This is a genomic window from Mycobacterium sp. SM3041, from assembly GCF_039668335.1.
In the GTDB taxonomy this organism is placed as follows: Bacteria; Actinomycetota; Actinomycetes; order Mycobacteriales; family Mycobacteriaceae; genus Mycobacterium.
This window is the reverse complement of the sequence record NZ_JAYXBQ010000082.1, coordinates 255,729-281,586: the sequence shown is the minus strand read 5'-3', so window position 1 is coordinate 281,586 and position 25,858 is coordinate 255,729. Positions and strand designations below refer to the sequence as shown.

Here is a 25,858-nt window from a genome sequence, read left to right as displayed (position 1 = left end):
AGAACAGCTATGCCACGCCTCCGTCGCCGGGCTCGCCGTCGATCGGGTCGCGGGGATCGTCGAGCGGCCAGCCCTTGGCGGCCAGCCGCGCCCGCACCCGCTCCACATCCTCGGCGCGGGGGAGTTCGTCGGTGATCCGCGTGATCAGTACGCCGATGTCGATGTCATCGAATTCGCCACGATTCATCAGCCCGCGGGCGACGGACTTGACCTCGTCGTTGGTCAGGCGCCGGGACAGCAGCGCCAACAGCGGCACCCGGTCGGTGGCGGGGATGCCGTCGGGATAACCGGCCTGCAGCCACGCCACGATCTTGCTGAGGAAAACATTCATGGCGTCACCTCCTGCGGGTCCAGGACGTCCAGTGCCGTCCACATCGATAGTCACAATCCTGCGCCCCGACACGGTAGACGCGGTCGCGGCGGGCTCACCGACACGGTAGCCCTCGACGCCGTGAACAGCGCGTTGGTGGCGTAACCGGACCTCACAAGCCGATGAACACTCAGTGAACACATTGAACAGAACTGGAAAGCGCCAGGTCGTGGTCCGATTTCGGGGTAGCTGTAACTCGCAAAAAACGGCGCCGTTACACCAGAATGAGCGCCATGAGCGCAGAGTTGGTCATCCTGGTGCTGTTGATCGCAACAGCACTGGCATTTGACTTCACGAATGGATTTCACGATACCGGTAATGCCATGGCGACCTCGATCGCCACAGGCGCGCTGAAGCCCAAGACCGCCGTGCTGCTGGCCGGCGTCCTGAACTTGGTCGGCGCGTTCCTGTCAGTCGAGGTCGCCGTCACCGTCACCACCTCGGTGCTGAAGATTCAGGACAGTAAGTCCGGGCACCTCCTGAAGTCCATCGACGCGTCGACCGGACTCACCATCATCTTCGCCGGCCTCATCGGCGGCATCCTGTGGAACCTCCTCACCTGGCTGTTCGGCATCCCTTCCAGCTCGTCGCACGCGCTCTTCGGCGGACTGATCGGTGCCGGCCTGGCCGCGCTCGGCACCGCGGGCATCAACTGGAGCGGTGTCATCCAGAAGGTGCTGATCCCGGCTGTCGCGGCACCGTTCATCGCGGGCCTCGTGGCCGCCGTGGGCACCTGGCTGGTCTACCGGATCACGCGCAACGTCATCAAGAAGCGCCGTGAGGAAGGCTTCCGCTGGGGCCAGATCGCCACCGCATCGCTGGTCGCGCTGTCCCACGGCACCAACGACGCGCAGAAGACCATGGGTGTCATCGCCCTGGCCCTCATCACCACCGGCCACCTGACCGGCGACGTGAAGAAGGACGGCCTGCCGTTCTGGATCATCGCCTCCTGCGCCCTCGCCATCGGCCTGGGCACCTACATCGGCGGCTGGCGCGTCATCCGCACCCTGGGCAAGGGCCTCGTCGAGATCGAGTCCCCGCAGGGCCTCGCCGCCGAGGCGTCCTCGGCCGCGATCATCCTGAGCTCGAGCGCCGCCGGCATGGCGCTCTCGACCACTCACGTCGCCACGGGCTCGATCCTGGGCAGTGGCGTCGGCAAGCCCGGCGCTTCGGTCCGCTGGGCCGTCGCCGGACGCATGGCCATGGCCTGGCTGATCACGCTGCCGGCCGCGGCGCTGGTCGGTGCCCTGTCGTACTGGCTGTCCTACGGCCTGAAGTCCGCCACCGGTTCCGCGCTGGTGGGCGACGGCACGATCTTCGTCATCCTGGTCGCGCTGTCGGGCTTCATGTACTGGCGTGCGCAGCAGCAGAAGGTCGACCACAACAACGTCAACGCTGAATGGGACGCGTCCACCAACTCCGTGGTGCCCGCCGACGTCCGTGAGGCTGCCGCCAAGTCGCCCGAATCCGCCGGCGTCTGATTCCCCGCGAACCGAACCAGAAGGAATCACTGATGCATTACTTGGAAGCCATCCTCAAGGTCCTCGTCGTGGGTTTGATCCTCGGTGCCGGACTCCCCGCGGTGTTCGCGGGTGGCCTCGTCGCCTACTCCAACGGGGCCGGCGGCGAGCACTCCGATGGGACGGTCACGGCCCCCAACCCGATCCTCAAGTACCTGGGTCTGGCGCTGTTCGTGCTGGTCGGAGCCGTCGTCCTGCTCGCGATCCTGTGGATCACCCGGTCCACGATCATCCACCACACCGGCGTCGACCTGTTCCCCTTTCTGAAGAAGTGAGCTGACGGACAATGACTGAATCCAATGGATTGTTCGAGAATGTCCTGAAGTGGCTGCGGGCGGGATACCCCGACGGTGTGCCGCCGAAGGACTACTACCCGGTGCTGGCGCTGCTGAAGCGTTCGCTCACGGAGGACGAGGTCGTCGAGGCGGCGCGGTCCATCCTGCGCACCAACGACGGCGAGAGCCCCGTCACCGAGGCCGAGATTCACGCCGCCATCGCGGCCGTCACCAACCAGGAGCCCAGCCCCGACGACATCCACCAGGTGTCGGCGCGACTGGCCTCGGTCGGCTGGCCGCTGGCGACGCCGGCGCGCTGACGCGCCGCAGAACTCACCACCCGCGACACCCGGAGTGCTAACTCCGGGTGTCGCGTCGTAGTGGGTGGGTGTCGGGCACCTGGACGAAGATCAAGGTGACCTGATCAGGATCGGTGACGTGCAGTTCGTGCAGGCCCCACGGTTCCTGCCGCGCCGCACGGGAGATCGCCACTCCGCGGGCCTCGAGCTCGGCCTGGGTCTGGTAGACGTCGCGCACCTGCAGCCACAGCGCACCCGGGAACGGAACCGTCGGGCCGTCGTCGTCACGGCCGTGGCCGGCGAGTTCGATGAGCGACTGCCCGGCGTAAAATACTGTGCCGGCACCGTATTCGCGGGCGATGGCCAGGCCGATGGCGTCGCGGTAGAACGCCACCGACTTCGCGTAGTCGACGGGCCGGATCAGGATGCGGCTGGCGAGGATCTCCATCGCGTCACCCGATCGACTGCGCGCGTCGGCGTTTCATCAGCTGGTCGACCAGGCCGGGCACGAAACTGTTGAGCGCGTGCGACGTCACCGCGATCCGGGGCGCGATGCGCACCGGGCGGGTCTTGGCCGCGGTGACCATCCAGTCGGCGGCTTCGTCGGCCGACAGGCCGGGCATGCCGTCGAAGGCGCGGGTCGGCGCGATCATCGGCGTCTTCACCAGCGGATAGAACAGTGTCGAGGAGTGCACTCCGCTTGCGCCCCACTCGGTTTCGATGACCCGGCTCACCGCGGTCAGTGCCGACTTGGACGCGTTGTACACCGAGAACAGCGGCGACGACTCGTTCATCACACCCCACGTCGACACGTTGATGATGTGCCCGTCGCCGCGCTCGAGCATGCCGGGGGCGAAGCCGCGCACCAGGCGCAGCGGCGAGTAGTAGTTCAGCGTCATGGTGCGTTCGAGGTCGTGCCAGCGGTCCAGGGACTCGGCCAGCGGCCGGCGGATGGAGCGGCCGGCGTTGTTGATCAGGATGTCGACGCCGCCCAGCTCGGCTTCCACGTCGGTCACCAGCTTGTCGATGGCGTCCATGTCGGACAGGTCGCACGGCCGCGCGATGGCGTCACCGCCGCTGTGGGTGATCCGGGCGGCCACCTTGTCCAGCAGTTCGGCCCGGCGGGCGACGATGACGACCGTCGCCCCGAGGTGCGCGAACTTGGCGGCGGCCGCCTCGCCGATGCCCGACGACGCTCCCGTCAGCACGATGCGTTTCCCGGCCAGGTCGACCTCGCCGTGGCCCGACAACCGTTCGATCAGGGGCGGTCGCATGCCGGCGAGCAGCAGGCTCTCGGAGACGCGCCGTAGGGGACTCTTGCTCACCCCCTGAGCTTAGGGCCGCGGCGTCAGCTCGTTCCGGTGACGGGCCAGACGTTGGTGTACACGAGTTCGTCGAGCGGGCGCGCCGTCGTCCAGCCGACGATCTCGAGTTCGGGGCGGTCCGGGAACTCCGGTACCGGGCCGACGCACAGCACCGCGATCGGTTCGGCGCCCTCGGGCATGCCGAGGAGGGCGGCCAGCTCGGCCGGGTCGAACAGCGAAACCCAGCCCAGCCCAAGGCCTTCCGCGCGGGCGGCCAGCCACATGTTCTGGATGGCGCACGACACCGACGCCAGGTCCATGTGGGGCATGGTCCGGCGGCCGAAGATGTGACGCTCGCGATCGTCGCCGAGGGCCACCACGAACAGCTCGGCGCAGTCGCCGATGCCTTCGACCTTCAGCGCCAGGAACTCCGCCTCGCGCGGCCCGAGGGCCTCGCCCGTCTGGATGCGCTCGGCGTCGACGAGCTTCTTGATCGCCGTCCGGACGGCCGGGTCGGTGATGCGCAGGAAGCGCCAGGGCTGCATCAGCCCGACACTCGGCGCCATGTGCGCGGCCTCCAGGATGCGGCGCAGAACCTCTTCGGGCACCGTGGAATTCGGCGTGAAGTGCCGCATGTCCCGACGCTCGGACATGACGCGGTAGACGGCTGCGCGTTCGGCGTCGGAGTAACTCGGCTCGCTCACCGGAGGGAGGCTAACAGGGATCAGCGGGATCCGATCGCGTCTGAGTGACGCCGGTGGAAACGGCGGGGTGGCTGCCCTGCGGGCGTGGTCCGGTGGGGGAAGGCGAACCACGCCGCAAGGGTCACGTTGTAGCCGGTGAGGATCGCGTACAGGACGGTGTCACGCGAGTCGAAACCCAGAGGTCCCGGGCTGTGACTCGAGGTTGCCGCCACGCACACCGCCGTCACGATGAACCAGCCGACGGCGGCGACGCGGTTGAACCGCGCCGCGCCGCGGCCGAACGCGGCGAAGACGGTCACCACGCCGACCACGAGCAGCAGCGCGCAGTGCAGCGGCGTGACCCGCAGCCACATGAGGGGCGCCCCGGCGGCGCCGAAATGCGGGTTCGCCATGGACCACGCCAGACCGGTGCCGCCGAAGACGCCCAGCGCGAAACCCTCGGCCCCCAGCGCCCACTGGCCGATTCGCGCTCGCGTCCCGACGTCCACGTGCCAAGTGTGACGCGAGGTGTCCACCATCGGCGCGCGCCTAAGCGGATACACAGCGCACTCATGGGAAAGCACACAGCGGGTTGTCGTCCAGATGACGGACAGGGCCCCGCCGAACCTCAGAAGTAGCGGGGGAACTCGCTCCAGTCCGGGTCGCGCTTCTGCAGGAACGCGTCCCGGCCCTCGACGGCTTCGTCGGTCATGTAGGCCAGACGGGTGGCCTCGCCGGCGAAGATCTGCTGACCCACCAGGCCGTCGTCGAGCAGGTTGAACGCGAACTTCAGCATCCGGATGGCCTGTGGCGACTTGCCGTTGATCTCGGCCGCCCATTGCAGCGCAACGGTTTCCAGGTCCTTGTGGTCCACGACCTCGTTGACGGCGCCCATCTTGTGCATGGTCTCGGCGTCGTAGGCACGGCCCAGGAAGAAGATCTCGCGGGCGAATTTCTGCCCGGTCTGCCGCGCCAGGTACGCGGAGCCGTAGCCGCCGTCGAAGCTGCCGACGTCGGCGTCGGTCTGCTTGAACCGCGCGTGTTCGCGGCTGGCCAGGGTCAGGTCGCAGACCACGTGCAGGCTGTGGCCGCCGCCGGCCGCCCAGCCGTTGACGAGGCAGATCACGGGCTTGGGCATGAACCGGATGAGCCGCTGCACCTCGAGGATGTGCAGGCGCCCGGCGCGGGCCGGGTCGACGGATTCGGCGGTCTCGCCGGACGCGTACTGGTAGCCGCTGCGGCCGCGGATGCGCTGGTCGCCACCGGAGCAGAAGGCCCAGCCGCCGTCCTTGGACGACGGTCCGTTGCCGGTGAGCAGGATGACGCCGACGTCGGGGCTCATCCGGGCATGGTCGAGGGCGCGGTAGAGCTCGTCGACGGTGTGTGGCCGGAAGGCGTTGCGCACGTCGGGCCGGTCGAAGGCGATCCGGACCGTCGGCTGCGGCTTACCGTCGAGCACGTGGCGGTGGTAGGTGATGTCGGTGAGTTCACCGAGTTCGGTCACCGGCTGCCAGAGCTGCGGGTCAAACGGATTGTCTGCGTTCACGCCTCGACCTTAGAGCCGACGGTGTTTGGTCCGCGCCACCCAGGGGTACTAGATCGGACACAATCAGCGGCCGTTCGCGGCCCGAATACAGGAGGACCTTGATGAAGCGGTCAGCAGGCGTGGTGGTGTCGAGTGTCATTGCCGGACTGATGCTGGTCGGATGCTCGCCGGCTGTGCAGGGCGGCGACACCAAGTGCAAGGACTTCGTCGGCGCCGACGAGAAGACGCAGAACGAAGCGGTCAACAAGATGATCAAGGACCGCAAGGGCGCCGATCCGTCGTCCCTCGAGGTGTCGGGGACGCGCGCGTCGGCACTCGCGTGGTGTCAGACCGTCGGCCAGCAGGACGCCCCGATCAAGAACGCGCCGCACATCTAGCCGACTACCGAGCGTGGGGGTTGACGCGGAAATCCGGGCCGGATTTCTCGTCAGCCCCCACGCTCGTCGGTGTCTAGACGGGGTCGAACCGGAACACCGCGCAGCGGCCGGCGAGTGCTTCGAATTCGTCGGGGTTGGGCCCGGTCACCAGGCCAGCGTTCTTCATGAAGCCGACGCCCGTCGGCACCAGGATCGGGAACTGCCGCAACAGCGGCCGGGCCTCGTCGGCGGGTACCTCGAACAGCCGGACCTCTTCGCGATGACGCCCCTGCGTGACGGTGGCAGTGGCCGCGGCGCGCGCGTTGCGCACCCAGTCGGCATTCGGGAACCCGCCCACCACGTAGCGCCGGCCGTCGACCTCGAACGGGGTGATGGGCGTCGACCGCGGTTCACCGGACTTGCGGCCGGGCACGGTCAGCACCACGGGGCCCTTGATCGGGACCACCCGCATGACCGCCATCATCACCTTGTTCATGGGCTTGAGCCACCAGGGTGGCTTGAGATTCGCGTCGCTGTCCGAGGCCATGACCCGAGGCTAGACGAGGCGCCGAAACCGCGCTGGCGTGCTATGTTCGCCCAGCTGAAAGTGGGGTTTCGATGTCGAATCAGTGGCCCCCCGGGCAATTCGGGCCTGGGCAGTTCGGACCCGGTCAACCACCGGGTCAACCGTATGGGCCCAACCCGTACGGCGCACCCGGTATGCCGCCGAACGTGCCCTATCCGCAGTACCCCCAGCCGCAGTACCCCCAGCCCCCGGGTTACGGCGCGCCCACACCGCCCGGGCCGGCGGGACCGTCGGGCGTGACGGCGATCATCGCCGCGGTGCTCAGCATTCTCGGCGCCCTGTCGACGGCATTCCAGGCGTTCTCCAGCTGGTACGCGGTCGCCACGATCGGCGCGCTGACCAGTTCGTACGCGAGTGACACCAAATCCAGCCTGATGGGTCTGAGCAGCGGCATGGCCGTCGTGCAGACGGTCGTGGCGATCGCCCTTCTCGTCGGTGGCGTGTTGCTGGTGCTCGGGCGCGGGGTGGGCCGCTGGGTCGTCATCGGCGGCTGCACCGCCGTGGTGCTGGCGAACGTGATCGGGCTGTTCGCCTCGCTCACCATCCTCAAGCGGCTCGACAGCACGCTCGGCGGCAGCTACGAGGGCATGCAGAGCATGGCAGGCCTGTCGGTGATGTCCGCCGCGGTGCCGATCGTGTTCGCGCTCGCCACCGGCGTGCTGGCCGCGCTGAATTCGACGCAGCAGTGGTGCCGGTGGAAGAGCGGGCAGGCGGCGCCCGCCGCTCCTGTCGGCTACCCGGGTTATCCGCCGCAGTACTAGACGTAGCGGTTGCGTCCGGCGAACCAGCCGGCCGTCAACTGCACCGCGTAGACGGTGAAGAACAACACGAACGGCACGTGCCAGTCGCCGGACACGTCGTGCAGCAGCCCGAACAGGAACGGGCCGGTGCTGGCGAACAGGTAGCCGAAGCCCTGCGCCATGCCCGAGAGCTGTGCGGTGTCCTCGGCGTTGCGGGCGCGCAGCGCGATGATGGTCAGCGCCAGCGAGAACGCGCTCAACCCGATGCCGATCATCGTGCTCCACAGCACCGGCGCCGCCATCGGCGCGATCAGCAGGCCGATGGTGCCGGACACGCCCAGCACACCGAGGCCGACGTTCCACAGGCTCTGGTGTGTCGTGCGGGCGGCCAGCGGCGAGATCAGCAGCGCGATCGGGACGCCGATCAGGGACATCACCCCGGACATCACGCCGGCACTGGTCTTGTCCATGCCGTTGTCGATGAAAATCTGTGGGAGCCAACCCATCATGACGTAGGCCAGGAACGACTGGCTGCCCATGTAGACCGTCACGGTCCACGCGAGCGGGTTGCGCAACAGTGAGCGGCGCTTGGTGGCCTGGGCCGCGGTGGCGGCCCAGTCGGTGCGGTGGCGCCGGGCCGCGGGGACCCACAGGAGCAGCGCGGCCAGCGCGAGGGCGGCCCAGATGGCCAGCGACGGACGCCAGCCGCCGACGCTCTGTTCGACGGCCGGGGTGACCGCGGCACCGAACGCGCCGCCGGCCTGCAGCGCGCTGGTGTAGATGCCCGTCATCAGGCCGACGCGGGCGGGGAACGAGCTCTTGATGACCACCGGGATCAGCACGTTCGCCAGCGCGATGCCCGACGAGGCGAGCAGGGTGGCGCCGAGCATGAGGCCGCCGTCGCCGTACGGCCGCACGATCAGCCCGACGGCCAGCGCCAGCAGTGCGAGCGTGACGGTCCGGCCCAGGCCGAGTCGTTTGGACAGCAATGGCGCGGTGGCGCCGGCGGCCGAGAAGCACAGCACGGGCAGGGTGGTCAGGATGCCGGCCCAGACCGATGACACCCCGAGCGCGGTGCGCATCTCGCCGAGCAGGGGAGCGACGCTGGTGACCGACGGCCGCAGGTTCAGCGCGGTGACGACGACGGCGAGAGCCAGCAGGATGCCGCTGGCGAGGCGCGTGTTCGGGCTCGCCGGGATGTCGGTGATCTCGATGGCGCCGTCGAGCTCGAGTGCCAATTCATCTTCGTAACGGGCGTGTGGGGTTCCGTTCACGGCAGCACTCATCCTGCTAGGATGCCATACATCCTATGATTGGTTGAAAGGATGATTGCGTGGCGCTGAACACAGCCCGCCGGGCCGGCTTGGTCGAGCAGGTCATCGAACAGCTCCGGAGTTCGGTCGCAGACGGGGAATGGCCCGTCGGGCACCGCATCCCGAACGAGACCGATCTCGTCGAAGCCCTCGGGGTCGGCCGCAACACCGTGCGCGAGGCCGTGCGGGCACTGGCACATGCCGGGCTGTTCGAGGTGCGGCAGGGCGACGGCACGTACGTCCGCGCCACCAGTGAGGTGTCCGGCGCGCTGCGCCGGCTCTGCAGCGACGAGCTGCGTGACGTGCTGCAGGTACGCCGCGGACTGGAAGTGGAGGGCGCGCGCCTCGCCGCCACCAACCGGACCGACGACGACATCGTCACCCTGCGCCGGCTGCTGGACGGCCGCGACGACGAACAGCGCGCCGGGCATCACGACGAATTCGTCCACGCCGACACCGAATTCCACTGCGCCGTCGTGCGGGCATCAGGCAACGCGATGTTGATCGACCTCTACCTCGGCCTGATCGAGGTCATCACCGCGAGCGTCTCGATCATGAACGAGACGCCCGTCGAGACCGAGTTCGAAGACCATCACCGGTTGCTCGACCGCATCGTGGCAGCCGACCCGGACGGCGCGGCCGCCGCGGCAGCCGTGCTCTTCGACCGCCTGCTCGCCGGGTTGCGATCCACTCGCGAGCAGACGTAAAACTGTCGTTTTCAGGCCGAAAACGACAGTTTTGCGTCTGCTCGCGGAAAGGCCTCAGCCCACGGAGCGCTCCGAGCCGGCCCAGAACTGCGCGCGGACGGCCTTCTTGTCGGGCTTGCCGAGTGCCGTCACCGGCACGGCGTCGACGATGACGACCTGCTTCGGCGACTGCACCGAGCCCTTGCGTTCCTTGACGGCGGCCTGAATCTCCGCGGTCATCTTCGCGACGGCCTCGTCGGACCGGTCGGCGTCGGGGCGCAGCACGACGACGGCCGTCACCGCCTCGCCCCACTTCTCGTCGGGAGTGCCGACCACACACACCTGGGCGATCGAAGGATGTTCGGCGACAACGTCTTCGACCTCACGCGGGAAGACGTTGAAGCCGCCGGTGACGATCATGTCCTTGGTCCGGTCGACGATGAACCAGAAGCCGTCCTCGTCCTCGCGGGCCAGGTCGCCGGTGTGCATCCAGCCGTCCTTGAAGGTGTCGGCGGTGGCCTCGGGCAGGTTCCAGTAGCCGCCCGACAGCAGCGGTCCGGACACGCAGATCTCGCCGACCTCGCCCTGAGGCACCGGATTGCCCTCGGAATCCAGCAGCGCCGTCCGCGCGAACAGCGTCGGCCGCCCGCACGACGTCAGCCGCTTCTCGTCGTGCTCGCCCTTGGCCAGGTAGGTGATGACCATGGGCGCCTCGGACTGGCCGTAGTACTGCGCGAAGATCGGGCCGAACCGGCGGATGGCCTCGGCCAGGCGCACCGGGTTCATGGCCGAGGCGCCGTAGTAGACGGTCTCGAGCGACGACAGGTCGCGCGTGTGCGAATCGGGGTGGTCCATCAGCGCGTAGATCATCGACGGCACGAGCATGGTCGCGGTGATCTTCTGTTCCTCGATGACACGCAGCACTTCGGCGGGGTCGAACTTCTTGAGCACTATCAGCTCGCCGCCCTTGACGATGGTCGGGGTGAAGAACGCGGCGCCGGCATGCGACAGGGGAGTGCACATCAGGAAGCGCGGGTGCTCGGGCCACTCCCATTCGGCCAGCTGGATGGTCGTCATGGTGCTGATGGACTGCGTCGTGCCGATGACGCCCTTGGGCTTGCCGGTGGTGCCGCCGGTGTAGGTCAGCCCGCCGACGTGGTCAGGCGCCAGGTCGGCGGCCTTCAGCGGCTGCGGCTCGTACTTCGCGGCTTCGGCGGCCAGATCGATCGCCGATCCGATCAGCGCATCCGGCACCGGGCCGATGGTCAGGATCTGCTGGAGCGACGGGACCTTCTCGAGCAGACCGATGGCCCGTTCCACGAACGCCTCGGTGGGGTCGATGATCAGGGTCGTGACACCGGCGTCGCTCAGGACGTAGGCGTGATCGTCCAGCGAGCCGAGAGGGTGTAGTGCCGTGCGCCGGTAACCCTGCGTCTGGCTGGCGCCGATGATCATCAGCACCTCGGGCCGGTTGAGGGACAGCAGGCCGCTGCTGGCGCCCGAACCCGCGCCGAGCGCCTCGAACGCCTGAATGTACTGGCTGATGCGGTCGGCGAGCTGGCCGCCGGTCAGGGTGGTGTCGCCGAGGAACAGGACGGGCTTGTCCTTGTTGCGCTTGAGGGCGCCGACGGTCAAGTGCCCGGAATGCAGGGGATGGCGCAGCAGCTCGTCACTCATAACCTAAGACTAGAACGTGTTCTAGTCCGTAGGTCAAGCCCCAGGGCTAGCATCCACCTCATGGCCGGCCCAGCTGATCTCGTCATCGTCGGAAATATCCTGACCGTCGACCCCGACCGGCCCACCGCCGAGGCGCTCGCCGTCACCGACGGCCGGATCGTCGCCATCGGTTCGCGCGACGACGTGCGGCAGTGGGTCGGTGCCGACACCGAGGTCCGCGAGGTCGACGGCTGCGTACTGCCCGGGTTCGTCGAGGCGCACGGCCACCCGCTGATGGAGGCCGTGGTCCTGGGCGGCCGCATGGTCGACATCCGGCCGGTCACGATGCCCGACGCCGCGGACGTCATGGCCGCGATCCACGCCGAGGTCGCCGCGCGCGGTGCCGACGGTGCCTACCTCAACGGCTGGGACCCGCTGCTGCAGCAGGGACTCCCGGAGCTGACGCTCGCCTGGCTGAACGAGGCGGCGCCCGACACCCCGCTGGTCATCGTGCACAACTCAGGCCACAAGGCGTACTTCAACTCCGTTGCTGCGGCGAACGCCGGCCTCACCCGCGATACCCCGGACCCGCACGGCGCAAAGTACGGCCGTAACGCCGACGGCGAACTCGACGGCACCGCCATCGAGACGGGTGCGGTGTTCCCGCTGGTGACGGGCGTGCTGACGCCCACCGACTATCCGGCGATGCTGCTTGCCGAATGTGCCCGGCTGAACCGGGCCGGCCTGACGACGTGTTCGGAGATGGCGTTCGACCCGATGTTCCGGCCGGTCCTGGACCAGATGCGCGACAAGCTCACGGTGCGCCTCCGCACCTACGAGATGTCCACCGCGGCGCTGCACACCGATGCCTCGCCCGACAACGGCGACGACATGGTCCGGCAGGCCGGCATCAAGATCTGGGTCGACGGGTCCCCGTGGGTCGGCAACATCGACCTCACCTTCCCGTACCTGGACACCGAGGCCACACGCACCATCGGTGTGGTGCCCGGGTCGTGCGGCCACGCCAACTACACCCGCGAGCAACTCGCCGAGATCGTCCACACCTTCTTCCCGCAGGGCTGGCAGATGGCCTGTCACGTGCACGGCGACCACGGCGTCGACACCATCCTGGACGTCTATGAGGAAGCGCTGCAGCGCTGGCCGCGCGACGACCACCGCCTGCGGCTCGAGCACGTCGGCGCCATCACGCCGGAGCAGCTGCAGCGGGCGCACGATCTCGGCGTCACGTGCAGCGTGTTCGTCGACCAGATCCATTACTGGGGCGACGTCATCGTCGACGGGCTGTTCGGCCCGGAAAAGGGCGACGTGTGGATGCCGGCCGGGTCGGCGGTCGCGACCGGCATGCGGATCTCGTTGCACAACGACCCGCCCGTGACGCCCGAGGAGCCGCTACGCAACATCAGCGTCGCGGCCACCCGGGTCGCCCCCAGTGGACGCGTGCTGGCGCCGCAGGAACGGCTCACCGTCGACCAGGCGATCCGGGCGCAGACCATCGACGCGGCCTGGCAGCTGTTCTCCGACGACGTCATCGGTTCGCTGGAAGTCGGCAAGTACGCAGATCTGGTGGTGCTGTCCGCCGATCCGCGCACGGTGCCGCCGGACGACGTCGCCGACCTGGAGGTGCTCGCGACTTACCTGGCAGGACAACAGGTTCACGCCAAAGCCGACTGAGCGCGCGGCAGACGTGGCAGGCTCAGGACATGACTGAACTGTCGGCACCCCGATTCCTCGATGAACGTGTTGCCCACTGGGCCGCGACCAAGCCAGACGAAGAGGCGATCACCTATCTGGGCCGGACCTGGACGTGGTCGCAGTGGAACGACCGGGTCCGCCGGCTGGCCGGTGCGCTGGCGGCCTGGGGCGTCAAACGCGGGGACGTCGTGGCGTTCCTGGACAAGAACCACCCCGCATGCGTCGAGCTGACGCTGGCCGCGGCGTCGCTGGGGGCCGCCAACGCGATCATCAACTTCCGGCTGGCCGCCGACGAGCTCGACTTCGTGCTGAACGACTGCGGCGCAAAGGTTCTCATCGTCGGCGCCGAACTCCGGCCGGCGGTTGACGCCATCGCCGACAAGCTGACGGCCGTCGAGCACATCGTCAGCGTGACGCCCGAGGGCGGAGACGGCGACGAGTACGAGGCGCTGCTGGCCGGCGCGACGCCGGTGGACCGCGCGCCCGACGTCCAGCCCGATGACGTGGCCATCATCATGTACTCCTCGGGCACGACGGGCCGGCCGAAGGGCGTCGCGCTCACGCAGGCCAACATGATCGCCCACACCATCAACGCCTTCGAGAGCTGGGAGAGCACGCCGGACGACAAGAACCTCGTGGCGATGCCGCTGTTCCACGTCGGCGGTTCGTCGTACATGCAGTACGGGCTGCACAACGGGGTGCCGAGCTACATGACGCGCGACGCCGATGGGGCGTCGCTCGCCGGCGGCATCCTGGCCGGCGCGAACCGTACGTTCCTCGTGCCGGCCGTGCTTGCCAAGGTGCTCGAGTCCGGGCCGGACGCGGTGAAGTTGTTCAGCGCGCTGAAGACCTACGCCTACGGCGCTTCGCCGATGCCGTTGCCGCTGCTGCGCCAGGCCCTGGCGGCGTGGCCCGAGACCGAGTTCATCCAGGTGTACGGCCTGACAGAGGTCTGCGGCGTCGTCAGCCGGCTGATGCCCGAGGACCACCGCGCCGACAACGAGGAGCGGCTCGTCAGCGCCGGCGTGCTGATACCGGAAGCCGAGGTGCGGGTCGTCAACCCCGAAACCCTCGAGGACGCGCCGGCCGGCGAACAGGGTGAATTGTGGTTCCGCACACCGACATTGATGAAGGAGTACCTGAACCGGCCCGACGCCACGGCCGAGGCCATCACGCCCGACGGCTGGTTCCGCACCGGGGACATCGGCCGCGTCGACGCCGACGGCTACATCTTCGTCGAGGACCGGCTCAAGGACATGATCATCTCCGGCGGCGAGAACATCTACTCCATCGAGGTGGAGCGGGTGCTCGCCGAACACCCGGCGGTGTCCGAGGTCGCGATCATCGGTGTGCCCGACGAGAAGTGGGGTGAATCGGTGAAAGCCGTTGTGACGCTTGAGGGAGAGGTGTCGGACGCCGACCTCATCGCGTTCGCCCGCGAACGCCTCGCCGCCTACAAGTGTCCGAAGACCATCGACTTCGTCGACGACATGCCCCGCAACCCCACGGGCAAGATCCTCAAGAAGGAACTCCGCAAGCCGTACTGGGAGGGGCGGGACCGCGCCACCGTGTGAGGCACGATAGAGGGGTGTCACCCGCTCTGCCTGCGCTCGACGAACTGATCGATCGCCTGTACGTCGTCTCGCTGCCCATGCGGGTCCGGTTCCGCGGCATCGACGTGCGTGAAGTCGCACTGATCGAAGGGCCTTGCGGCTGGGGTGAATTCGGCGCGTTCGTCGAGTATCAGCCGCCTGAAGCCGCGCACTGGCTGGCGTCCGGCATCGAGGCGGCGTACCGGCCGTCGCCCGCGCCGGTGCGCGACCGCATCCCGGTCAACGCCACGGTGCCCGCCGTCGAGGCGGCGCGGGTGCCCGAGGTCCTGGCCCGGTTCCCGGGGGCCCGCACCGCCAAGGTCAAGGTGGCCGAACCGGGCCAGGCGCTGGCCGACGACGTGGCCCGCGTCGAGGCCGTCCGGGCCCTGGTGCCGGTGGTTCGGGTCGATGCCAACGGGGGCTGGACCGTCGCGGAAGCGACGGCCGCGGCGCGGGCCCTGACCGCCTCTGGTCCGCTCGAATACCTGGAGCAGCCGTGCGCGACGGTGCCGGAACTGGCCCAACTGCGGCGCATGATCGATGTGCCGGTGGCGGCCGACGAGTCCATCCGCAAGGCCTCCGACCCGCTGCGTGTCGTCCGCGAGCGCGCGGCCGACGTCGCGGTGGTCAAGGTCGCGCCGCTGGGCGGGGTGTCCCGGTTGTTGGACGTGGCCCGTCAGATCGACATCCCGATCGTGGTGTCGAGCGCGCTGGATTCCGCGGTCGGGATGACGCGCGGGCTCCTGGCCGCCGGGTGTCTGCCGACGCTGCAGCACGCCTGTGGGCTGGGTACGGGCGGCTTGTTCGTGGAAGACGTTGCGGACGTGGCGCGTTCGGTCGACGGGTTCCTGCCCGTCGGGCCGGTGGCGCCGGACCCGGCGCGGTTGGCCGGCCTGGCGGCCGCGCCCGCGCGTCGGGACTGGTGGATCGAACGCGTCCGCGAGTGCTATCCGCTGCTGGAGACCCTGTCCGTCAACTGAATTCGACGAGCGTGACCGGTGCGCGGAAGCGGGCCAACGCGGACAGACGGTAGGACTGCCGGGTGACCCATGGCACGAGCTTGCCGCGGCCGGCGGGATAGCGCAGTTCGCGCACCGCACGGATACCCGGGATGGATCGCAACCGCGGGTACTGATCGGCGGTGAACCAGAACGGCATCGGGGGCACGGTGTAGTGCTCGCTGAGCCGGAAGCCACGGCGCTGCGAATACGCGCTCAGCAACCGCGGCACACTGTCAAAGACCAACTGCCCCTTGGGAAACCGTGCGGCGCACGCGGCGATGAGGTCGAACACCACATCCGCCGTCAGATACTGGAACAGGCCTTCGGCGGTGATCACCACGCCGTCGGAGTCGTCGACGGCGTCCATCCAGGAATGGTCCAGCGCGGACTGCGCGCAGTACCTGAGCCGATCAGACGTGGGGAGCAGCTGCTGCCGGAGCTCGATGATCGGCGCCAAATCCACCGACAACCAAGATATTTCGCCGTTGTCCACACGCCAGAAGCTGGTCTGCAGCCCCTCCGCCAGCGCTACGACGGTCGCACGGGGGTGACCGGCCAGGTAGTCGCGGGTGACCTCGTCGAACACCAGGGCCCGCAGTGCGGTGGCCTGATGCGTGCGGCCGAAATCCTGGTAGTCGTAATCGAGGCGGTCGCGCAGCGCGATCGCCATCGGGTCGTCGATGATGCCGTCGGGGCGGGCGGCCTCGGTGGCGCGTTGGTGCAACGTGAGGAGCGCGGTTTCGGATACGCCGTCGAGATGGCGGGCGTCGATGACTGGCATGGCGCCACCGTACGTCCACCGATCGGGTGGCTGTCAAAACCGGTCGCGATAATCACCCGTCGCGCAGTACCGCGATAACCGGCTGTCGCATAGGCGATTTCGCCCGGGCCACCGGGCCGGGAACTTTCTCGATGCGTCCGCCGACTAGCTAGAGGTACGGGTGCCGTGGGGGTATCCAGAGCGGTCGTGCCACGACGGTGCACGGCCTGCTGTGCCGTGCGAGGAGACCGCGACGTGACTGTGCCGATCTGGATGGCGATGCCACCTGAGGTGCATTCGGCGTTGCTGACGGCCGGGCCGGGGCCGGGTTCGTTGTTGGCCGCCGCCGCGCAGTGGCAACAGCTGAGCCTGCAATACGGCCAGGCGGCCACCGAGCTGGCGGCGATCCTGGCCGACGTGCAGGGGAGCAGTTGGGAGGGGCTCAGCGCGGTCCAGTACGTCGCCGCGCACGTGCCCTACCTGGCCTGGTTGGAGGAGTCTGCCCTGGCGGCGGCGGTCACGGCGGCGCAGCACGAAACGGTGGCCGGCGCCTACGGCACCGCCGTCGCGACCATGCCGACTCTCGTGGAGCTGGCCGCCAACCATGTGACGAACGCCGCACTGGTGGCGACAAACTTCTTCGGTATCAACACGATTCCCATCGCGGTCAACGAGGCCGACTACGCGCGCATGTGGATCCAGGCGGCCGACACCATGATCGTCTACCAAGCGGTCGCCGAGGCAGCCACGGCGGCGGTACCGCCCGCGCAGCCGGCGCCGGCCATCGTCGAGCCCAGCGGTGAGGCCCGGCAGCCGCTGTCGAACGCGCCCACCGCGCCGAGCCAACCGCTGAGCGATCTCTGGCAGTTCCTCTCGCAGCTCGGCACGCCGGGCCAGATCGACCAGATGCTCGAGAACTTCACGCGCTTCTTCGAGCAGCTGGGCTTCAACCCCGCCACGTCCGCGGTGCTGGCCCTGGTGGCGCTGACGCTCTACGACATGCTCTGGTACCCGTACTACGCCTCCTATGGGTTGCTGCTGGCCCCGTTCTTCGCGCCCGCACTCAGCGCGCTCGCAGCGCTGGCGCTGGTGAAATCGCCTGTGCTGCCTACCATGGACGCGGCGCCGGTGCCTGCCGAACCCGCCGTGATCCAGCCTGCGGCGGCCGCGCCGCGCGCCCAGGGCGTGCCGGTGGTCCCCGGACTTCAGGTCGGTGTGCCGCAGGCCTCCGGCCCGTCCGCGCCGGCGCCGACCACTCCCGGCGCCGGCGGCGCCGCGCCCACTCCCAACCTGGTCTACGCCGTGCCTGGCCTGCCGCGGCAGGGGTCGGGACCGGGGCCGGAACCCGGCAGCGAGGCGCCTGACATCACCACCGACGTGCTCGGTGTTGCGGCGACCGTGCGAGCGGCGGCCGCTGCCCGTAACCGGGCCAAACGCGTGAGTCGGGCCCGGCGCGGAGCCCGCGGCTACCGCGATGAGCTGCCCGAGGTGAAGGCCGATCTGACTGGCGCCGGCGATGATTCGCCGAGCGCACCCGCCGTCACGGCCGGCGCGCGCGGCGCGGGCCCGGTCGGGTTCACCGGTGCGGTGACCACGGTGAGCACCGCACCGAACGGCATGGTGCAGCGGATGCCGGCGGGGGCGAGCCCGTCGGTGCCATTGCTTCCGGCCACCTGGCTTTCCGGCGTGGATCCCGGACGCGACCAGCAATAGCACGAATTGCGAAGGGGCGCGGAACTTTTCTCGAGGCCCCGACGACTACATCAATTGAAGACAACAACTGAACGACTTTCTACGTTGTGGGGCAATGAATTTCGATGCCACACCGGCGTGGTGCAGCAAACTTGGGGAGGCGCGTCGATGACGCTCAATGTGCAGGGACGAGGGCTCGGAGCGCAGGTCGTCGGTATCGATCCGAACAATCTGGGCAACATCTCGACCGACGAGCTCCGCGAAATCGTCTACGAGAACAAGCTTGTCGTCCTCAAGGGGGTCAAGCCGTCGGCCGCGCAGTTCATCGAGCTCGGCCGCATCCTCGGTGAGATCGTCACGTACTACGAGCCCGTGTACCACCACAACGAGCACCCGGAGATCTTCGTCTCATCCACCGAGGAGGGGCAGGGCGTGCCGCGCACGGGTGCGTTCTGGCACATCGACTACATGTTCATGCCCGAACCGTTCGCGTTCTCCATGGTGATGCCGCTGACGGTCCCGGGCGCCGACCGTGGCACGTACTTCATCGACCTCAACAAGGTCTGGGAATCCCTGCCGCCGGCACAGCAGGATCCGGTGCGGGGCACCTTCAGCACACATGATCCGCGGCGGCACATCAAGATTCGACCCAGCGATGTCTATAAGCCGATCGGCGAGGTGTGGGACGAGATCAACCGCGCCACGCCGCCGATCAAGTGGCCCACGGTGATCCGGCACCCGCACACCGGCCAGGAGATCCTCTACATCTGCTCCACCGGCACCAGCAAGATCGAAGACGGTGATGGCGAGGTGCTGGACCCGTCGGTGCTGCATGAACTCCTCACCGCCACCGGCCAGCTCGATGCCGACTTCGCATCGCCGTTCATCCATACGCAGCACTACGAGGTCGGCGACATCATCCTGTGGGACAACCGGGCGCTGATTCACCGGGCCAAACACGGCACCGCGACGGGGACGCTGACGACGTATCGGCTGACCATGCTCGATGGCCTGGCGACGCCGGGGTATGCGGCATGAGCGCCACCGAACTGACCGCACCCGTCGCCGAATGGGTTGACACCGAGCAGATTCCGGAGGACCTGCTGGCCCGGGTGCTGGAACCGTACTCGTACAAGGGCTGCCGCTATCTCACGGACGCGACATACCGGGCCAGTGGCGATTCGATGTTCGCGACGGGAAATTTCAGCATTCCGGAGTCGGTGTACATCCGCAGCACCGGGCATTTCAATGCCGTCGAACTGGTGCTGTGCTTCAACCAGCTCGCCTACTCGGCGTTCGCGCCGGCGGTCCGCCACGGCGAGATCGACGGTTTCCGGGGCTGGACGCTCGATGACTATTTCGAGAATCAGTTGGCCAGCATGCTGATCCGGTCCACCGCGTCGCGCTACAAACGGCAGATCGATGCGCGCAAGTTCTCCGCCCGGCTGACATGCGAAGGCATCGAGGTCGTCGAGCGGTCCTGGCGGTACCTGAAAGTGCCGTGCGCCATCGAGTTCCACGACGACGACGGCGGATCCGCGTCCGGCGAGTTCGAACTCGCGATCCTCAACATCCCGTGAGCACCGTACTGGGCCGGGTCCTCGCGCAAGCGCAGCAGCACCCGCAGGCAATCGCGTTGCGGCGCTGCGACGGGACCAGCGCTATCACCTATGGCCGGCTCTCCGCGGTGGTGAATCGGCTGGCCGCCGAGTTGCACAAGCACGGGGTCGCTCGCGGTGGCCGGGTATTCGTGATGTCCGACAATGGTCCCGAGACCTATGTCGCGGTGCTGGCGTGTGCGCACCTCGGTGCCATCGCGGTGCTGGTGGACCGCGGCGTCCCGACCGCGACGGTCGCGCGCTTCGGTGAGATCACCAGCCCCAGTGCGGTTCTCCTGACTCCCGGCGCTGACCCGACGGCACTGCCGAGCGCTCTCGGCGCGATCCCGGTGATCGTCGTCGACGTCGCCGACGGCGCGGAGCACAGCAACGCCGCTCCCGGCGTCGCGCCAGCGGAACTGGGTGCCGACGATCCGCTGGCGATGATCTTCACCAGCGGCACCACCGGTGAGCCGAAAGCCGTACTACTGGCCAACCGCACGTTCTTCGCGGTGGCCGACATCCTGGCGTGCGAGAACCTCGCCTGGATCAGTTGGGTGGTGGGCGAAGCCACGTACTCACCGCTGCCGGCCGGCCACATCGGCGGCCTGTGGTGGATCCTGAACTGCCTGATGCACGGCAGCGAATGTGTCACCGGCGGTGAGAATTCCACGTCACTGGCGGAGATTCTCACCGACAACCAGATCGCCTCGACCTGTTTGGTGCCCACGCTGCTGACGCGACTGGTCTCGGAGGTCAAGGCGGGCGCCGCGCTGCCGCCGCTGCGGATGATCGGCTACGGAGGCTCGCGAGCCATCGCGGCCGACGTGCAATTCGTCGAAGCGGCCGGCGTGCACACGGCGCAGGTCTTCGGTCTGAGCGAAACAGGCTGTACCGCATTGTGTCTGCCGACGTCCGAGGGCTCGATCACCCGGATCGAGGCCGGCGCCGTGGGTCGGCCCTACCCCGGGGTCGAGGTCCGCCTGACCAGTGGTGACAGCCCTGACTCGGGCACGTTGTGGATCAAGTCACCGGCAAACATGTTGGGGTACTGGAACAATCCCCAGCGCACCGGTGAAGTCCTGGTCGACGGCTGGGTGAACACCGGCGACATCTTCGAGCGCGGCGCGGACGGGTACTTCTACATCAAGGGCCGGTCCGCGGAGATGATCATCTCCGGCGGCGTGAATGTCGCACCCGACGAGGTGGACCGCATCGCCGAGAGCGTCCCCGGCGTCGGGGCGGCGGCCTGCTTCGAGATCCCCGATGCAGAATTCGGGGCGCTGATCGGTCTGGCGGTGATCCCGTCCGGCGAACTCGACGAAGATCAGGCCCGCAAGCTCAAGCAGGCCATCGCGGCGCGCTATCGGGCGGAATCGGAGTCGATGGCCAGACCGTCGACCATCACGCTGGTGACCGAGATACCGAGGACGCAGTCCGGCAAGGTCATTCGCGCCGCACTGGCAGCGGCGGTTCATGGCTGACGGGATCCGCGAACGTCTCCTGGCCACCGTCGCCGACGTGCTCTACATCGACGAATCCGATCTGTTCGACGGTGACGCCACCGATCTGCGCGAACTCGGGTTGGACTCGGTGCGGTTCGTCCTGCTGATGAAACGCCTCGGCGTGGACAGGGAATCGGAGCTGCTGAAGCGTCTGGCACAGGAGCTGACGATCGCCGGCTGGGTGCGGGAGCTGGAGGGCGTCCGTGGCGGCGTCTGACGACGGCCGGATTCCGTTGAGCATCTCGCAGCAGAACATCTATCACGGTGTGCTGCAGGACCCTGATCCCGCGCTGTACCGGATCGGCAAGAGTTACCGGTTCCGGCCGCTGGCGCCGGCGGCGTTCTTGTCGGCGCTGGAAGCAATGGTGCTGGACAACCCGATTCAGCTGTGCGTGCTGGAGCCGCCGATGACCGGCGACGGCTATCCGGACCTGGTGGCCCGGCTGCGGTTCGACGACATCGCCTGCGTGCAGCCCGGGTCAACCCGGACTCTGCCGGAGCTGTGGACCGGCGGCATATTCGGTACCCCACTGGTGCGCTATGTCGTGCACACCGATGCCGACGGCCGGGTGGTGGGCATGGACGCGCAGAGCCACCACATCCTGCTCGACGGTGCATCGACCGCGATCATCGAAGCCGACCTGGCCCGGCATCTGGACGGAGCCGAGCAGAAGGCCGGCGCCGCAGCGGGTTTGGCGCTGGTCGCGGCGGCACACCGCAGTGAGCACGCGAAAGTGGCGGAATCGACCGAACGGCACGTCGCCGCGGTGCGTCGGGAACTGACCGACGAAGCGCAGCGCGGCAATTCGATGCCGGGGGCCACCGATGCGGCGCTCGGCACCGCCGGCCGCGGCGTGCTGCGGGAATCGCGTCGAGTCGCCGGCCGGGCCTATGACGAGATCGTTGCGCTCGCCGAGACCCGGCAGGTTCCGCTGAACATTCTGGTCGCCGCCGCGGCGACGGCGGTGCACGCGAGCCTGCACCAGAACACCGACGCTCTCCTGGTGCATCCGGTGGACAACCGTTTCGGTGCGCCGGAGTTGAATGTTGCCACCTGCCTGGTGAATTCGGTCGCGCACCCGGTTCGGTTCGCGCCCTTCGCCGCGGTCCGGGACGTGGTGACCGTGATCGACAGGGGCTACGTCAAAGCGCTGCGGCGCCGGTGGTTCCGCGAAGAGCGGTACCGCCGTATGCATCTGGCGATCACCCGCAGCGCGTCCGTCGAAGCACTGACGGTCAACTACATGCGCGGCCGGGCCGCTGCGGAGCTGAGCCCGTACCTGTCCGAACCCCCGGTGGTCACCGATATCGGTCCGGTGGAAGGGCTGACCGTGGCTTGCGTCCACGATGAATTGCGGCGCACCATCGACTTCGCCATCTGGACCCGGCACGATCAACCCGAGGGTGCCGGCCCAGCCGGCGTCGTCGACCGCATCGTCGCGGCACTGCGAGCGATGGACGCGCACTGGGAGCTGCCGATCGCGTTGACCGTCGGCGAGTGGTCCGGGCTCGCCGCCGACGGCCGGTTCGAAACCGGTACCGGGATACCGGTGCAACCGCCGGCCGGTGCGAGCGCCTGGTTCCTGGACGTCGATCTCGGCCAGTGCCGCGGGCCCGGCGTCGATCAGTGGATCGCCGAGATCATCCGCCGCGGTGTCGATCCCGGCGACGTACTGGTCTTCGTCGACGACGACTCCCAGCGTGCGGTCGAGCTGCTGATCGCATGCCACCTGGCAGGCTGCGGTTACAGCGTCTGCGCGACACCCGCCGACGTGGCTGCACGCGTCGAGGCCATCGCCGGGCAGTGCGCCACCGGTGCACACGCGGTCGAGCTTGCCGGCCCTCGTGCAGAGTTGGACGGCGCGACAAGACAACTCGTCGACGAACGTATCGGCCAGGTCGGCCGGGACCACCTGCTGGGCACCCGTCTCGCGTACGTGATGCCGACGTCCGGCTCGACGGGGAATCCCAAACTCGTTCCCGTGACGCACGGTTCGCTGGCGATCTTCTGTGCCGCGGCGCGCGAGTCCTACGGCTGGGGGCCGGCGGACACCATCCTGCAGTGCGCCCCGCTGACGTCGGACATCAGCGTCGAGGAGATTTTCGGCACCCTGTCGGGTGGCGCACGCGTGGTGCGGTCCGCGGCGATGCGCGCCGGTGACGTACCCGCGTTGACGCGCGATGTCGCGGCGCACATCGCAACCGTGCTCGACCTGCCCACCGCGGTCTGGCATCTCCTCTGTGAGGACGACGAGGCGTTGGCGGCACTGGGTGGCTCGGCGCTGCGTCAGGTGATCATCGGCGGGGAGGCCGTCCGTCCTTCCGCTGTCGACAAATGGCTGAATTCGGCTGCGGGCCAAGGTATCTCCCTGGTCTCGACGTACGGCCCGACCGAGACGACGGTGGTCGTCACGCACTTGCCGATCGGTGCCGATGAACCCGCGCAGACCAGGGCGCGGCTGGGGCACCCGCTGGTACCCGGCTCGGTGTTCGTCGCATTCGGCGAGATCGTTGTCGTCGGGGAACTGGTGTCGGCCGGTTACCTCGGGCTCGACAGCGCGAACTTCGGCATCGTGCATGCGCCGGACGGCTCCCGGCAGCGGGTGTTCGCCACGGGCGACCGTGTGACGCCAGACGGCGCGGGTCATCCCGTGCTGGCCGGGCGCCGGGACGCCGTGGTCAAGATCGCCGGCAAGCGGTTCGACACCGCCGCGCTACTGCGCCGGTTGGCGGCGGCCCCCGAGATATCCGACGTGGCAGTCGAACTGGCGGGCAATGGCCTGGGTATCTGGTTCCAAACCCCACAGACCCGCACCGGGAACGACGATCCGGCTGCCCGCGCCAGGATTCGGCGCCTGGCGAGAGACCAAGGGGCACCGGCGTTCTCCGTCTTCGGCGTCCCGGGCATCCCACGACAGCCCAACGGAAAAGTCGACCGCGCGAAACTGGCTGCGGACATCGAGGCTCCGTGCGACGACGCCGATCAGGATCCACGCGCCGTCGCGCTTGCCGAACTTTGGAGCCGGCTGCTGGAACGTCCCATCGGGCCCAGCGCATCGCTGTTGGCCGAGGGCATCGGTTCACTGGACCTGATTCGCATCCTGCCGGAGACGCGACGGTTCCTCGACTGGCAGCTGTCCATTCTCGATCTGATCGGCGCCGACTCCGCCGCCGGCATCGTCGACCGCCGGCCCGACGTCGACACCTGGATGGACGACGAGACCGCGGCCCAAATCGCCGATGACCTGGCGGCGGTGGGGCAGCCGGGACCGGTCTTTGCACGGGCCACCCGCGGGCGCAGTGCACAGACCGTCGTGATCCTGGGTGCCTCGGGCATTCTGGGCACCGGCTTCGCGCAGGCGATCCTCGACCGCAAGCATGCCGGCCTCGACTGTCCCGACGTCGTGTTCGCCGCCAGATCGCCCCTGCCCGAACATGACCCGTGGTCCGGCCTGCACTCGGCCGACGGCGTCGACATCGTGCGGATACCTGCCGACCCCACCGCCGCGGAGCTGGGCGACCTTCTCGACGGCGCCCGCACCGTCGTGAACTGCATCGGTAACACGAATGTGTTGGTGCCCTACCGCCGGCTCCGGGCGGCCAACGTTTCGGCGCTGGCGTCGGTCGCGGATGCGTGTGCGCGGCGCGGGGCCGGGCTGGTGCAGCTGTCGACCTTCGTGGTGAACGCCGACGTGGCGGCGCCCCGCGTCACCGACCCCCGCCACGCGCCGTACCCCTACGCCGCGTCGAAGTCTTTGGCGGAGATCGTCGTGTCCCGCGCCGCGGGTGGCCTGGACTTCTCGGTGGTGCGGCTGCCCCGGGTGCTGGGCGACGCCCACCAGCGCGCGCGGTCGTCGGACATCCTGGTCGCGATGGTCGATGCGTGCACCGCGTTGGGGGTGTGCCCGGTGGTGCCGGTCACCGAAGAGGTCACCACCGGGGTGGCCGCCGCACAGAGCATTCTCGGCCTGCTTCCCGGGCTGTCACCCGCGATCGCGCTGGGCCGTGGCATGGCGGTCCTGCGCGGCGAAAAGGTGCCCTACACGGCGTTTCTCAGCAGCCTCGGATTCGAGGCCATCGAGCTCGCGGAGTGGAGGGGCCGGTTGGATCGCAGCGTGTGGGCCGCCCGGAATCCGCAGCGGTGGGCGGTACTCGATGGGTGGCTCGGGTTGGGCGCCAGATTGCGGGGCCGCACGTATGCCGACTATCTGGCCGAATATCCCACTGTCGGCGTCGATTTCACGGCTGTCGCGGAATGCACCAGTGCGCCTGAGCCGCTTCGCGGTGTCTTCGGCGCTGATCAGATTGTGAGGAAATGACATTGACGGATGTGACCGAACCCCGGCACGAGGCACCGAGCGTGGGCGTGAGCTATCTCGACATCACCGGAATGTCGTGCGTGATGTGTGCCCGCCGTGTGCAGAAGGCGCTCAACAAGATCGACGGGGTGCACGCGTCGGTCAGTTTCGCCGCCAAGACCGCCACCGTCGAGACCGACGGTGACGTCAACCCGGCCGAACTGTGCGAGGCCGTGGCGGCAGTGGGCTACGGCGCCGCGCCGCGCGCCGAGGCGCCCGTGGTGGACAGCGCGGCGCGCGGCCCACTGCAGCGGTTCGTCGGCGGCCTGCTCGGCCGCGGGCACTGACCGACATGTCCTAATTTG

At 68.5% G+C, this 25,858-nt stretch carries 26 protein-coding genes; 16 read left to right on the top strand and 10 right to left on the bottom strand.

The genetic code is table 11. The features are described 5' to 3' along the window. Positions 1 to 7 precede the first annotated feature (7 nt). Complete coding sequence (locus tag VXD91_RS30725) at positions 8 to 331, bottom strand: DUF3349 domain-containing protein (protein ID WP_346417151.1); 324 nt, start codon at positions 329 to 331, stop codon at positions 8 to 10. A 272-nt stretch (positions 332 to 603) separates the two neighbouring features. Here VXD91_RS30725 and VXD91_RS30720 point away from each other — a divergent pair, with 272 nt between their 5' ends. Genes VXD91_RS30720 through VXD91_RS30710 form a run of 3 tightly spaced genes read left to right on the top strand, consistent with a single transcriptional unit; the run spans position 604 to position 2,485 of the window. After that, positions 604 to 1,851, top strand: a complete 1,248-nt coding sequence (locus VXD91_RS30720; RefSeq protein WP_212807030.1) for an inorganic phosphate transporter — start codon at positions 604 to 606, stop codon at positions 1,849 to 1,851. Positions 1,852 to 1,883: 32 nt separating this feature from the next. After that, a complete protein-coding gene (locus VXD91_RS30715; RefSeq protein ID WP_212807029.1) occupies positions 1,884 to 2,165 on the top strand; it encodes a hypothetical protein in 282 nt (93 codons plus the stop codon). A gap of 11 nt (positions 2,166 to 2,176) precedes the next feature. Continuing rightward, on the top strand, positions 2,177 to 2,485 hold the full coding sequence (locus VXD91_RS30710) for a DUF3349 domain-containing protein (protein ID WP_061004071.1): 309 nt from the start codon (positions 2,177 to 2,179) through the stop codon (positions 2,483 to 2,485). Between the two features lie 37 nt (positions 2,486 to 2,522). Here VXD91_RS30710 and VXD91_RS30705 read toward each other — a convergent pair whose 3' ends face one another. From VXD91_RS30705 to VXD91_RS30685, 5 genes are all read right to left on the bottom strand, one after another. After that, positions 2,523 to 2,912: a VOC family protein gene (locus VXD91_RS30705; protein ID WP_212807028.1), complete on the bottom strand. Its 390-nt coding sequence runs from the start codon at positions 2,910 to 2,912 to the stop codon at positions 2,523 to 2,525. 4 nt (positions 2,913 to 2,916) lie between these two features. After that, positions 2,917 to 3,789, bottom strand: a complete 873-nt coding sequence (locus VXD91_RS30700) for an SDR family oxidoreductase (protein ID WP_346417150.1) — start codon at positions 3,787 to 3,789, stop codon at positions 2,917 to 2,919. A 23-nt stretch (positions 3,790 to 3,812) separates the two neighbouring features. Next, a complete protein-coding gene (bluB, locus tag VXD91_RS30695; RefSeq protein WP_346417149.1) occupies positions 3,813 to 4,472 on the bottom strand; it encodes a 5,6-dimethylbenzimidazole synthase in 660 nt (219 codons plus the stop codon). Between the two features lie 20 nt (positions 4,473 to 4,492). Then, positions 4,493 to 4,960 (bottom strand): hypothetical protein, encoded by a 468-nt coding sequence (locus VXD91_RS30690; RefSeq protein WP_346417148.1) that lies wholly within the window; start codon positions 4,958 to 4,960, stop codon positions 4,493 to 4,495. 119 nt (positions 4,961 to 5,079) lie between these two features. Then, entirely contained in the window at positions 5,080 to 5,997 is a 918-nt protein-coding gene (locus VXD91_RS30685; protein WP_346417147.1) for a 1,4-dihydroxy-2-naphthoyl-CoA synthase, read from the bottom strand. Positions 5,998 to 6,098: 101 nt separating this feature from the next. On the opposite strand from VXD91_RS30685, the gene VXD91_RS30680 reads away from it, so the two are divergent. Further along, the gene (locus tag VXD91_RS30680) at positions 6,099 to 6,374 is read left to right on the top strand and encodes a hypothetical protein (protein WP_029105169.1); all 276 of its coding nucleotides are present in this window, start codon (positions 6,099 to 6,101) and stop codon (positions 6,372 to 6,374) included. Between the two features lie 73 nt (positions 6,375 to 6,447). On the opposite strand, the gene VXD91_RS30675 is transcribed toward VXD91_RS30680, so the two are convergent. Continuing rightward, on the bottom strand, positions 6,448 to 6,900 hold the full coding sequence (locus tag VXD91_RS30675; protein WP_346417146.1) for a nitroreductase family deazaflavin-dependent oxidoreductase: 453 nt from the start codon (positions 6,898 to 6,900) through the stop codon (positions 6,448 to 6,450). 173 nt (positions 6,901 to 7,073) lie between these two features. Here VXD91_RS30675 and VXD91_RS30670 point away from each other — a divergent pair, with 173 nt between their 5' ends. Beyond that, positions 7,074 to 7,700 (top strand): hypothetical protein, encoded by a 627-nt coding sequence (locus VXD91_RS30670; protein WP_346417145.1) that lies wholly within the window; start codon positions 7,074 to 7,076, stop codon positions 7,698 to 7,700. Here VXD91_RS30670 and VXD91_RS30665 read toward each other — a convergent pair. Then, entirely contained in the window at positions 7,697 to 8,965 is a 1,269-nt protein-coding gene (locus VXD91_RS30665; RefSeq protein WP_346417144.1) for an MFS transporter, read from the bottom strand. The two genes, VXD91_RS30670 and VXD91_RS30665, sit on opposite strands and share 4 nt — an antisense overlap. Before the next feature lie 47 nt (positions 8,966 to 9,012). Here VXD91_RS30665 and VXD91_RS30660 point away from each other — a divergent pair, with 47 nt between their 5' ends. Further along, positions 9,013 to 9,699 (top strand): FCD domain-containing protein, encoded by a 687-nt coding sequence (locus tag VXD91_RS30660; RefSeq protein WP_346417143.1) that lies wholly within the window; start codon positions 9,013 to 9,015, stop codon positions 9,697 to 9,699. A 54-nt stretch (positions 9,700 to 9,753) separates the two neighbouring features. Here the strand turns inward: VXD91_RS30660 and fadD8 are convergent, their stop codons facing one another. Then, complete coding sequence (gene fadD8 / locus VXD91_RS30655; RefSeq protein WP_346417142.1) at positions 9,754 to 11,355, bottom strand: fatty-acid--CoA ligase FadD8; 1,602 nt, start codon at positions 11,353 to 11,355, stop codon at positions 9,754 to 9,756. A 60-nt stretch (positions 11,356 to 11,415) separates the two neighbouring features. Between fadD8 and VXD91_RS30650 the strand changes: the two genes are divergently transcribed. The 3 genes from VXD91_RS30650 to VXD91_RS30640 are packed head-to-tail and all read left to right on the top strand — an operon-like array spanning position 11,416 to position 15,619. Beyond that, complete coding sequence (locus VXD91_RS30650; RefSeq protein WP_346417141.1) at positions 11,416 to 13,026, top strand: amidohydrolase; 1,611 nt, start codon at positions 11,416 to 11,418, stop codon at positions 13,024 to 13,026. A 29-nt stretch (positions 13,027 to 13,055) separates the two neighbouring features. Continuing rightward, positions 13,056 to 14,621 (top strand): long-chain-fatty-acid--CoA ligase, encoded by a 1,566-nt coding sequence (locus VXD91_RS30645; RefSeq protein ID WP_346417140.1) that lies wholly within the window; start codon positions 13,056 to 13,058, stop codon positions 14,619 to 14,621. 14 nt (positions 14,622 to 14,635) lie between these two features. Beyond that, positions 14,636 to 15,619 (top strand): o-succinylbenzoate synthase, encoded by a 984-nt coding sequence (locus tag VXD91_RS30640; RefSeq protein ID WP_346417139.1) that lies wholly within the window; start codon positions 14,636 to 14,638, stop codon positions 15,617 to 15,619. Here the strand turns inward: VXD91_RS30640 and VXD91_RS30635 are convergent. Then, on the bottom strand, positions 15,612 to 16,421 hold the full coding sequence (locus tag VXD91_RS30635; protein WP_346417138.1) for a class I SAM-dependent methyltransferase: 810 nt from the start codon (positions 16,419 to 16,421) through the stop codon (positions 15,612 to 15,614). The two genes, VXD91_RS30640 and VXD91_RS30635, sit on opposite strands and share 8 nt — an antisense overlap. Before the next feature lie 234 nt (positions 16,422 to 16,655). Here VXD91_RS30635 and VXD91_RS30630 point away from each other — a divergent pair, with 234 nt between their 5' ends. The 7 genes from VXD91_RS30630 to VXD91_RS30600 all read left to right on the top strand — a co-directional run bounded on the left by VXD91_RS30630 (position 16,656) and on the right by VXD91_RS30600 (position 25,840). Beyond that, a complete protein-coding gene (locus VXD91_RS30630; protein WP_346417137.1) occupies positions 16,656 to 18,113 on the top strand; it encodes a PPE domain-containing protein in 1,458 nt (485 codons plus the stop codon). A gap of 147 nt (positions 18,114 to 18,260) precedes the next feature. Beyond that, on the top strand, positions 18,261 to 19,130 hold the full coding sequence (locus VXD91_RS30625) for a TauD/TfdA family dioxygenase (RefSeq protein ID WP_226519611.1): 870 nt from the start codon (positions 18,261 to 18,263) through the stop codon (positions 19,128 to 19,130). Further along, complete coding sequence (locus VXD91_RS30620; RefSeq protein WP_226519610.1) at positions 19,127 to 19,672, top strand: FcoT family thioesterase; 546 nt, start codon at positions 19,127 to 19,129, stop codon at positions 19,670 to 19,672. Before VXD91_RS30625 ends, VXD91_RS30620 begins: the two co-directional genes overlap by 4 nt. Beyond that, positions 19,669 to 21,174 carry a fatty acid--CoA ligase FadD10 gene (gene fadD10 / locus VXD91_RS30615; RefSeq protein ID WP_346417136.1) on the top strand — a complete coding sequence of 502 codons (1,506 nt, stop codon included), beginning with the start codon at positions 19,669 to 19,671 and terminating at the stop codon, positions 21,172 to 21,174. Before VXD91_RS30620 ends, fadD10 begins: the two co-directional genes overlap by 4 nt. Next, the gene (locus tag VXD91_RS30610; protein WP_346417135.1) at positions 21,167 to 21,412 is read left to right on the top strand and encodes an acyl carrier protein; all 246 of its coding nucleotides are present in this window, start codon (positions 21,167 to 21,169) and stop codon (positions 21,410 to 21,412) included. Before fadD10 ends, VXD91_RS30610 begins: the two co-directional genes overlap by 8 nt. Beyond that, a complete protein-coding gene (locus VXD91_RS30605) occupies positions 21,399 to 25,514 on the top strand; it encodes an AMP-binding protein (protein ID WP_346417134.1) in 4,116 nt (1,371 codons plus the stop codon). Before VXD91_RS30610 ends, VXD91_RS30605 begins: the two co-directional genes overlap by 14 nt. Beyond that, positions 25,511 to 25,840 carry a heavy metal-associated domain-containing protein gene (locus VXD91_RS30600; protein ID WP_346417133.1) on the top strand — a complete coding sequence of 110 codons (330 nt, stop codon included), beginning with the start codon at positions 25,511 to 25,513 and terminating at the stop codon, positions 25,838 to 25,840. The genes VXD91_RS30605 and VXD91_RS30600 overlap by 4 nt, the downstream gene beginning before the upstream one ends. Positions 25,841 to 25,858: the final 18 nt, after the last annotated feature.

Excerpts from the sequence above, each read along its gene's own strand:
- VXD91_RS30725 (WP_346417151.1), bottom strand. The coding sequence starts at position 331 with ATGAATGTTTTCCTCAGCAAGATCGTGGCGTGGCTGCAGGCCGGTTAT.
- VXD91_RS30720 (WP_212807030.1), top strand. The coding sequence starts at position 604 with ATGAGCGCAGAGTTGGTCATCCTGGTGCTGTTGATCGCAACAGCACTG.
- VXD91_RS30715 (WP_212807029.1), top strand. The coding sequence starts at position 1,884 with ATGCATTACTTGGAAGCCATCCTCAAGGTCCTCGTCGTGGGTTTGATC.
- VXD91_RS30710 (WP_061004071.1), top strand. The coding sequence starts at position 2,177 with ATGACTGAATCCAATGGATTGTTCGAGAATGTCCTGAAGTGGCTGCGG.
- VXD91_RS30705 (WP_212807028.1), bottom strand. The coding sequence starts at position 2,912 with ATGGAGATCCTCGCCAGCCGCATCCTGATCCGGCCCGTCGACTACGCG.
- VXD91_RS30680 (WP_029105169.1), top strand. The coding sequence starts at position 6,099 with ATGAAGCGGTCAGCAGGCGTGGTGGTGTCGAGTGTCATTGCCGGACTG.
- VXD91_RS30675 (WP_346417146.1), bottom strand. The coding sequence starts at position 6,900 with ATGGCCTCGGACAGCGACGCGAATCTCAAGCCACCCTGGTGGCTCAAG.
- VXD91_RS30670 (WP_346417145.1), top strand. The coding sequence starts at position 7,074 with ATGCCGCCGAACGTGCCCTATCCGCAGTACCCCCAGCCGCAGTACCCC.
- VXD91_RS30665 (WP_346417144.1), bottom strand. The coding sequence starts at position 8,965 with ATGAGTGCTGCCGTGAACGGAACCCCACACGCCCGTTACGAAGATGAA.
- fadD8 (WP_346417142.1), bottom strand. The coding sequence starts at position 11,355 with ATGAGTGACGAGCTGCTGCGCCATCCCCTGCATTCCGGGCACTTGACC.
- VXD91_RS30650 (WP_346417141.1), top strand. The coding sequence starts at position 11,416 with ATGGCCGGCCCAGCTGATCTCGTCATCGTCGGAAATATCCTGACCGTC.
- VXD91_RS30645 (WP_346417140.1), top strand. The coding sequence starts at position 13,056 with ATGACTGAACTGTCGGCACCCCGATTCCTCGATGAACGTGTTGCCCAC.
- VXD91_RS30635 (WP_346417138.1), bottom strand. The coding sequence starts at position 16,421 with ATGCCAGTCATCGACGCCCGCCATCTCGACGGCGTATCCGAAACCGCG.
- VXD91_RS30625 (WP_226519611.1), top strand. The coding sequence starts at position 18,261 with ATGACGCTCAATGTGCAGGGACGAGGGCTCGGAGCGCAGGTCGTCGGT.
- VXD91_RS30620 (WP_226519610.1), top strand. The coding sequence starts at position 19,127 with ATGAGCGCCACCGAACTGACCGCACCCGTCGCCGAATGGGTTGACACC.
- VXD91_RS30610 (WP_346417135.1), top strand. The coding sequence starts at position 21,167 with ATGGCTGACGGGATCCGCGAACGTCTCCTGGCCACCGTCGCCGACGTG.
- VXD91_RS30600 (WP_346417133.1), top strand. The coding sequence starts at position 25,511 with ATGACATTGACGGATGTGACCGAACCCCGGCACGAGGCACCGAGCGTG.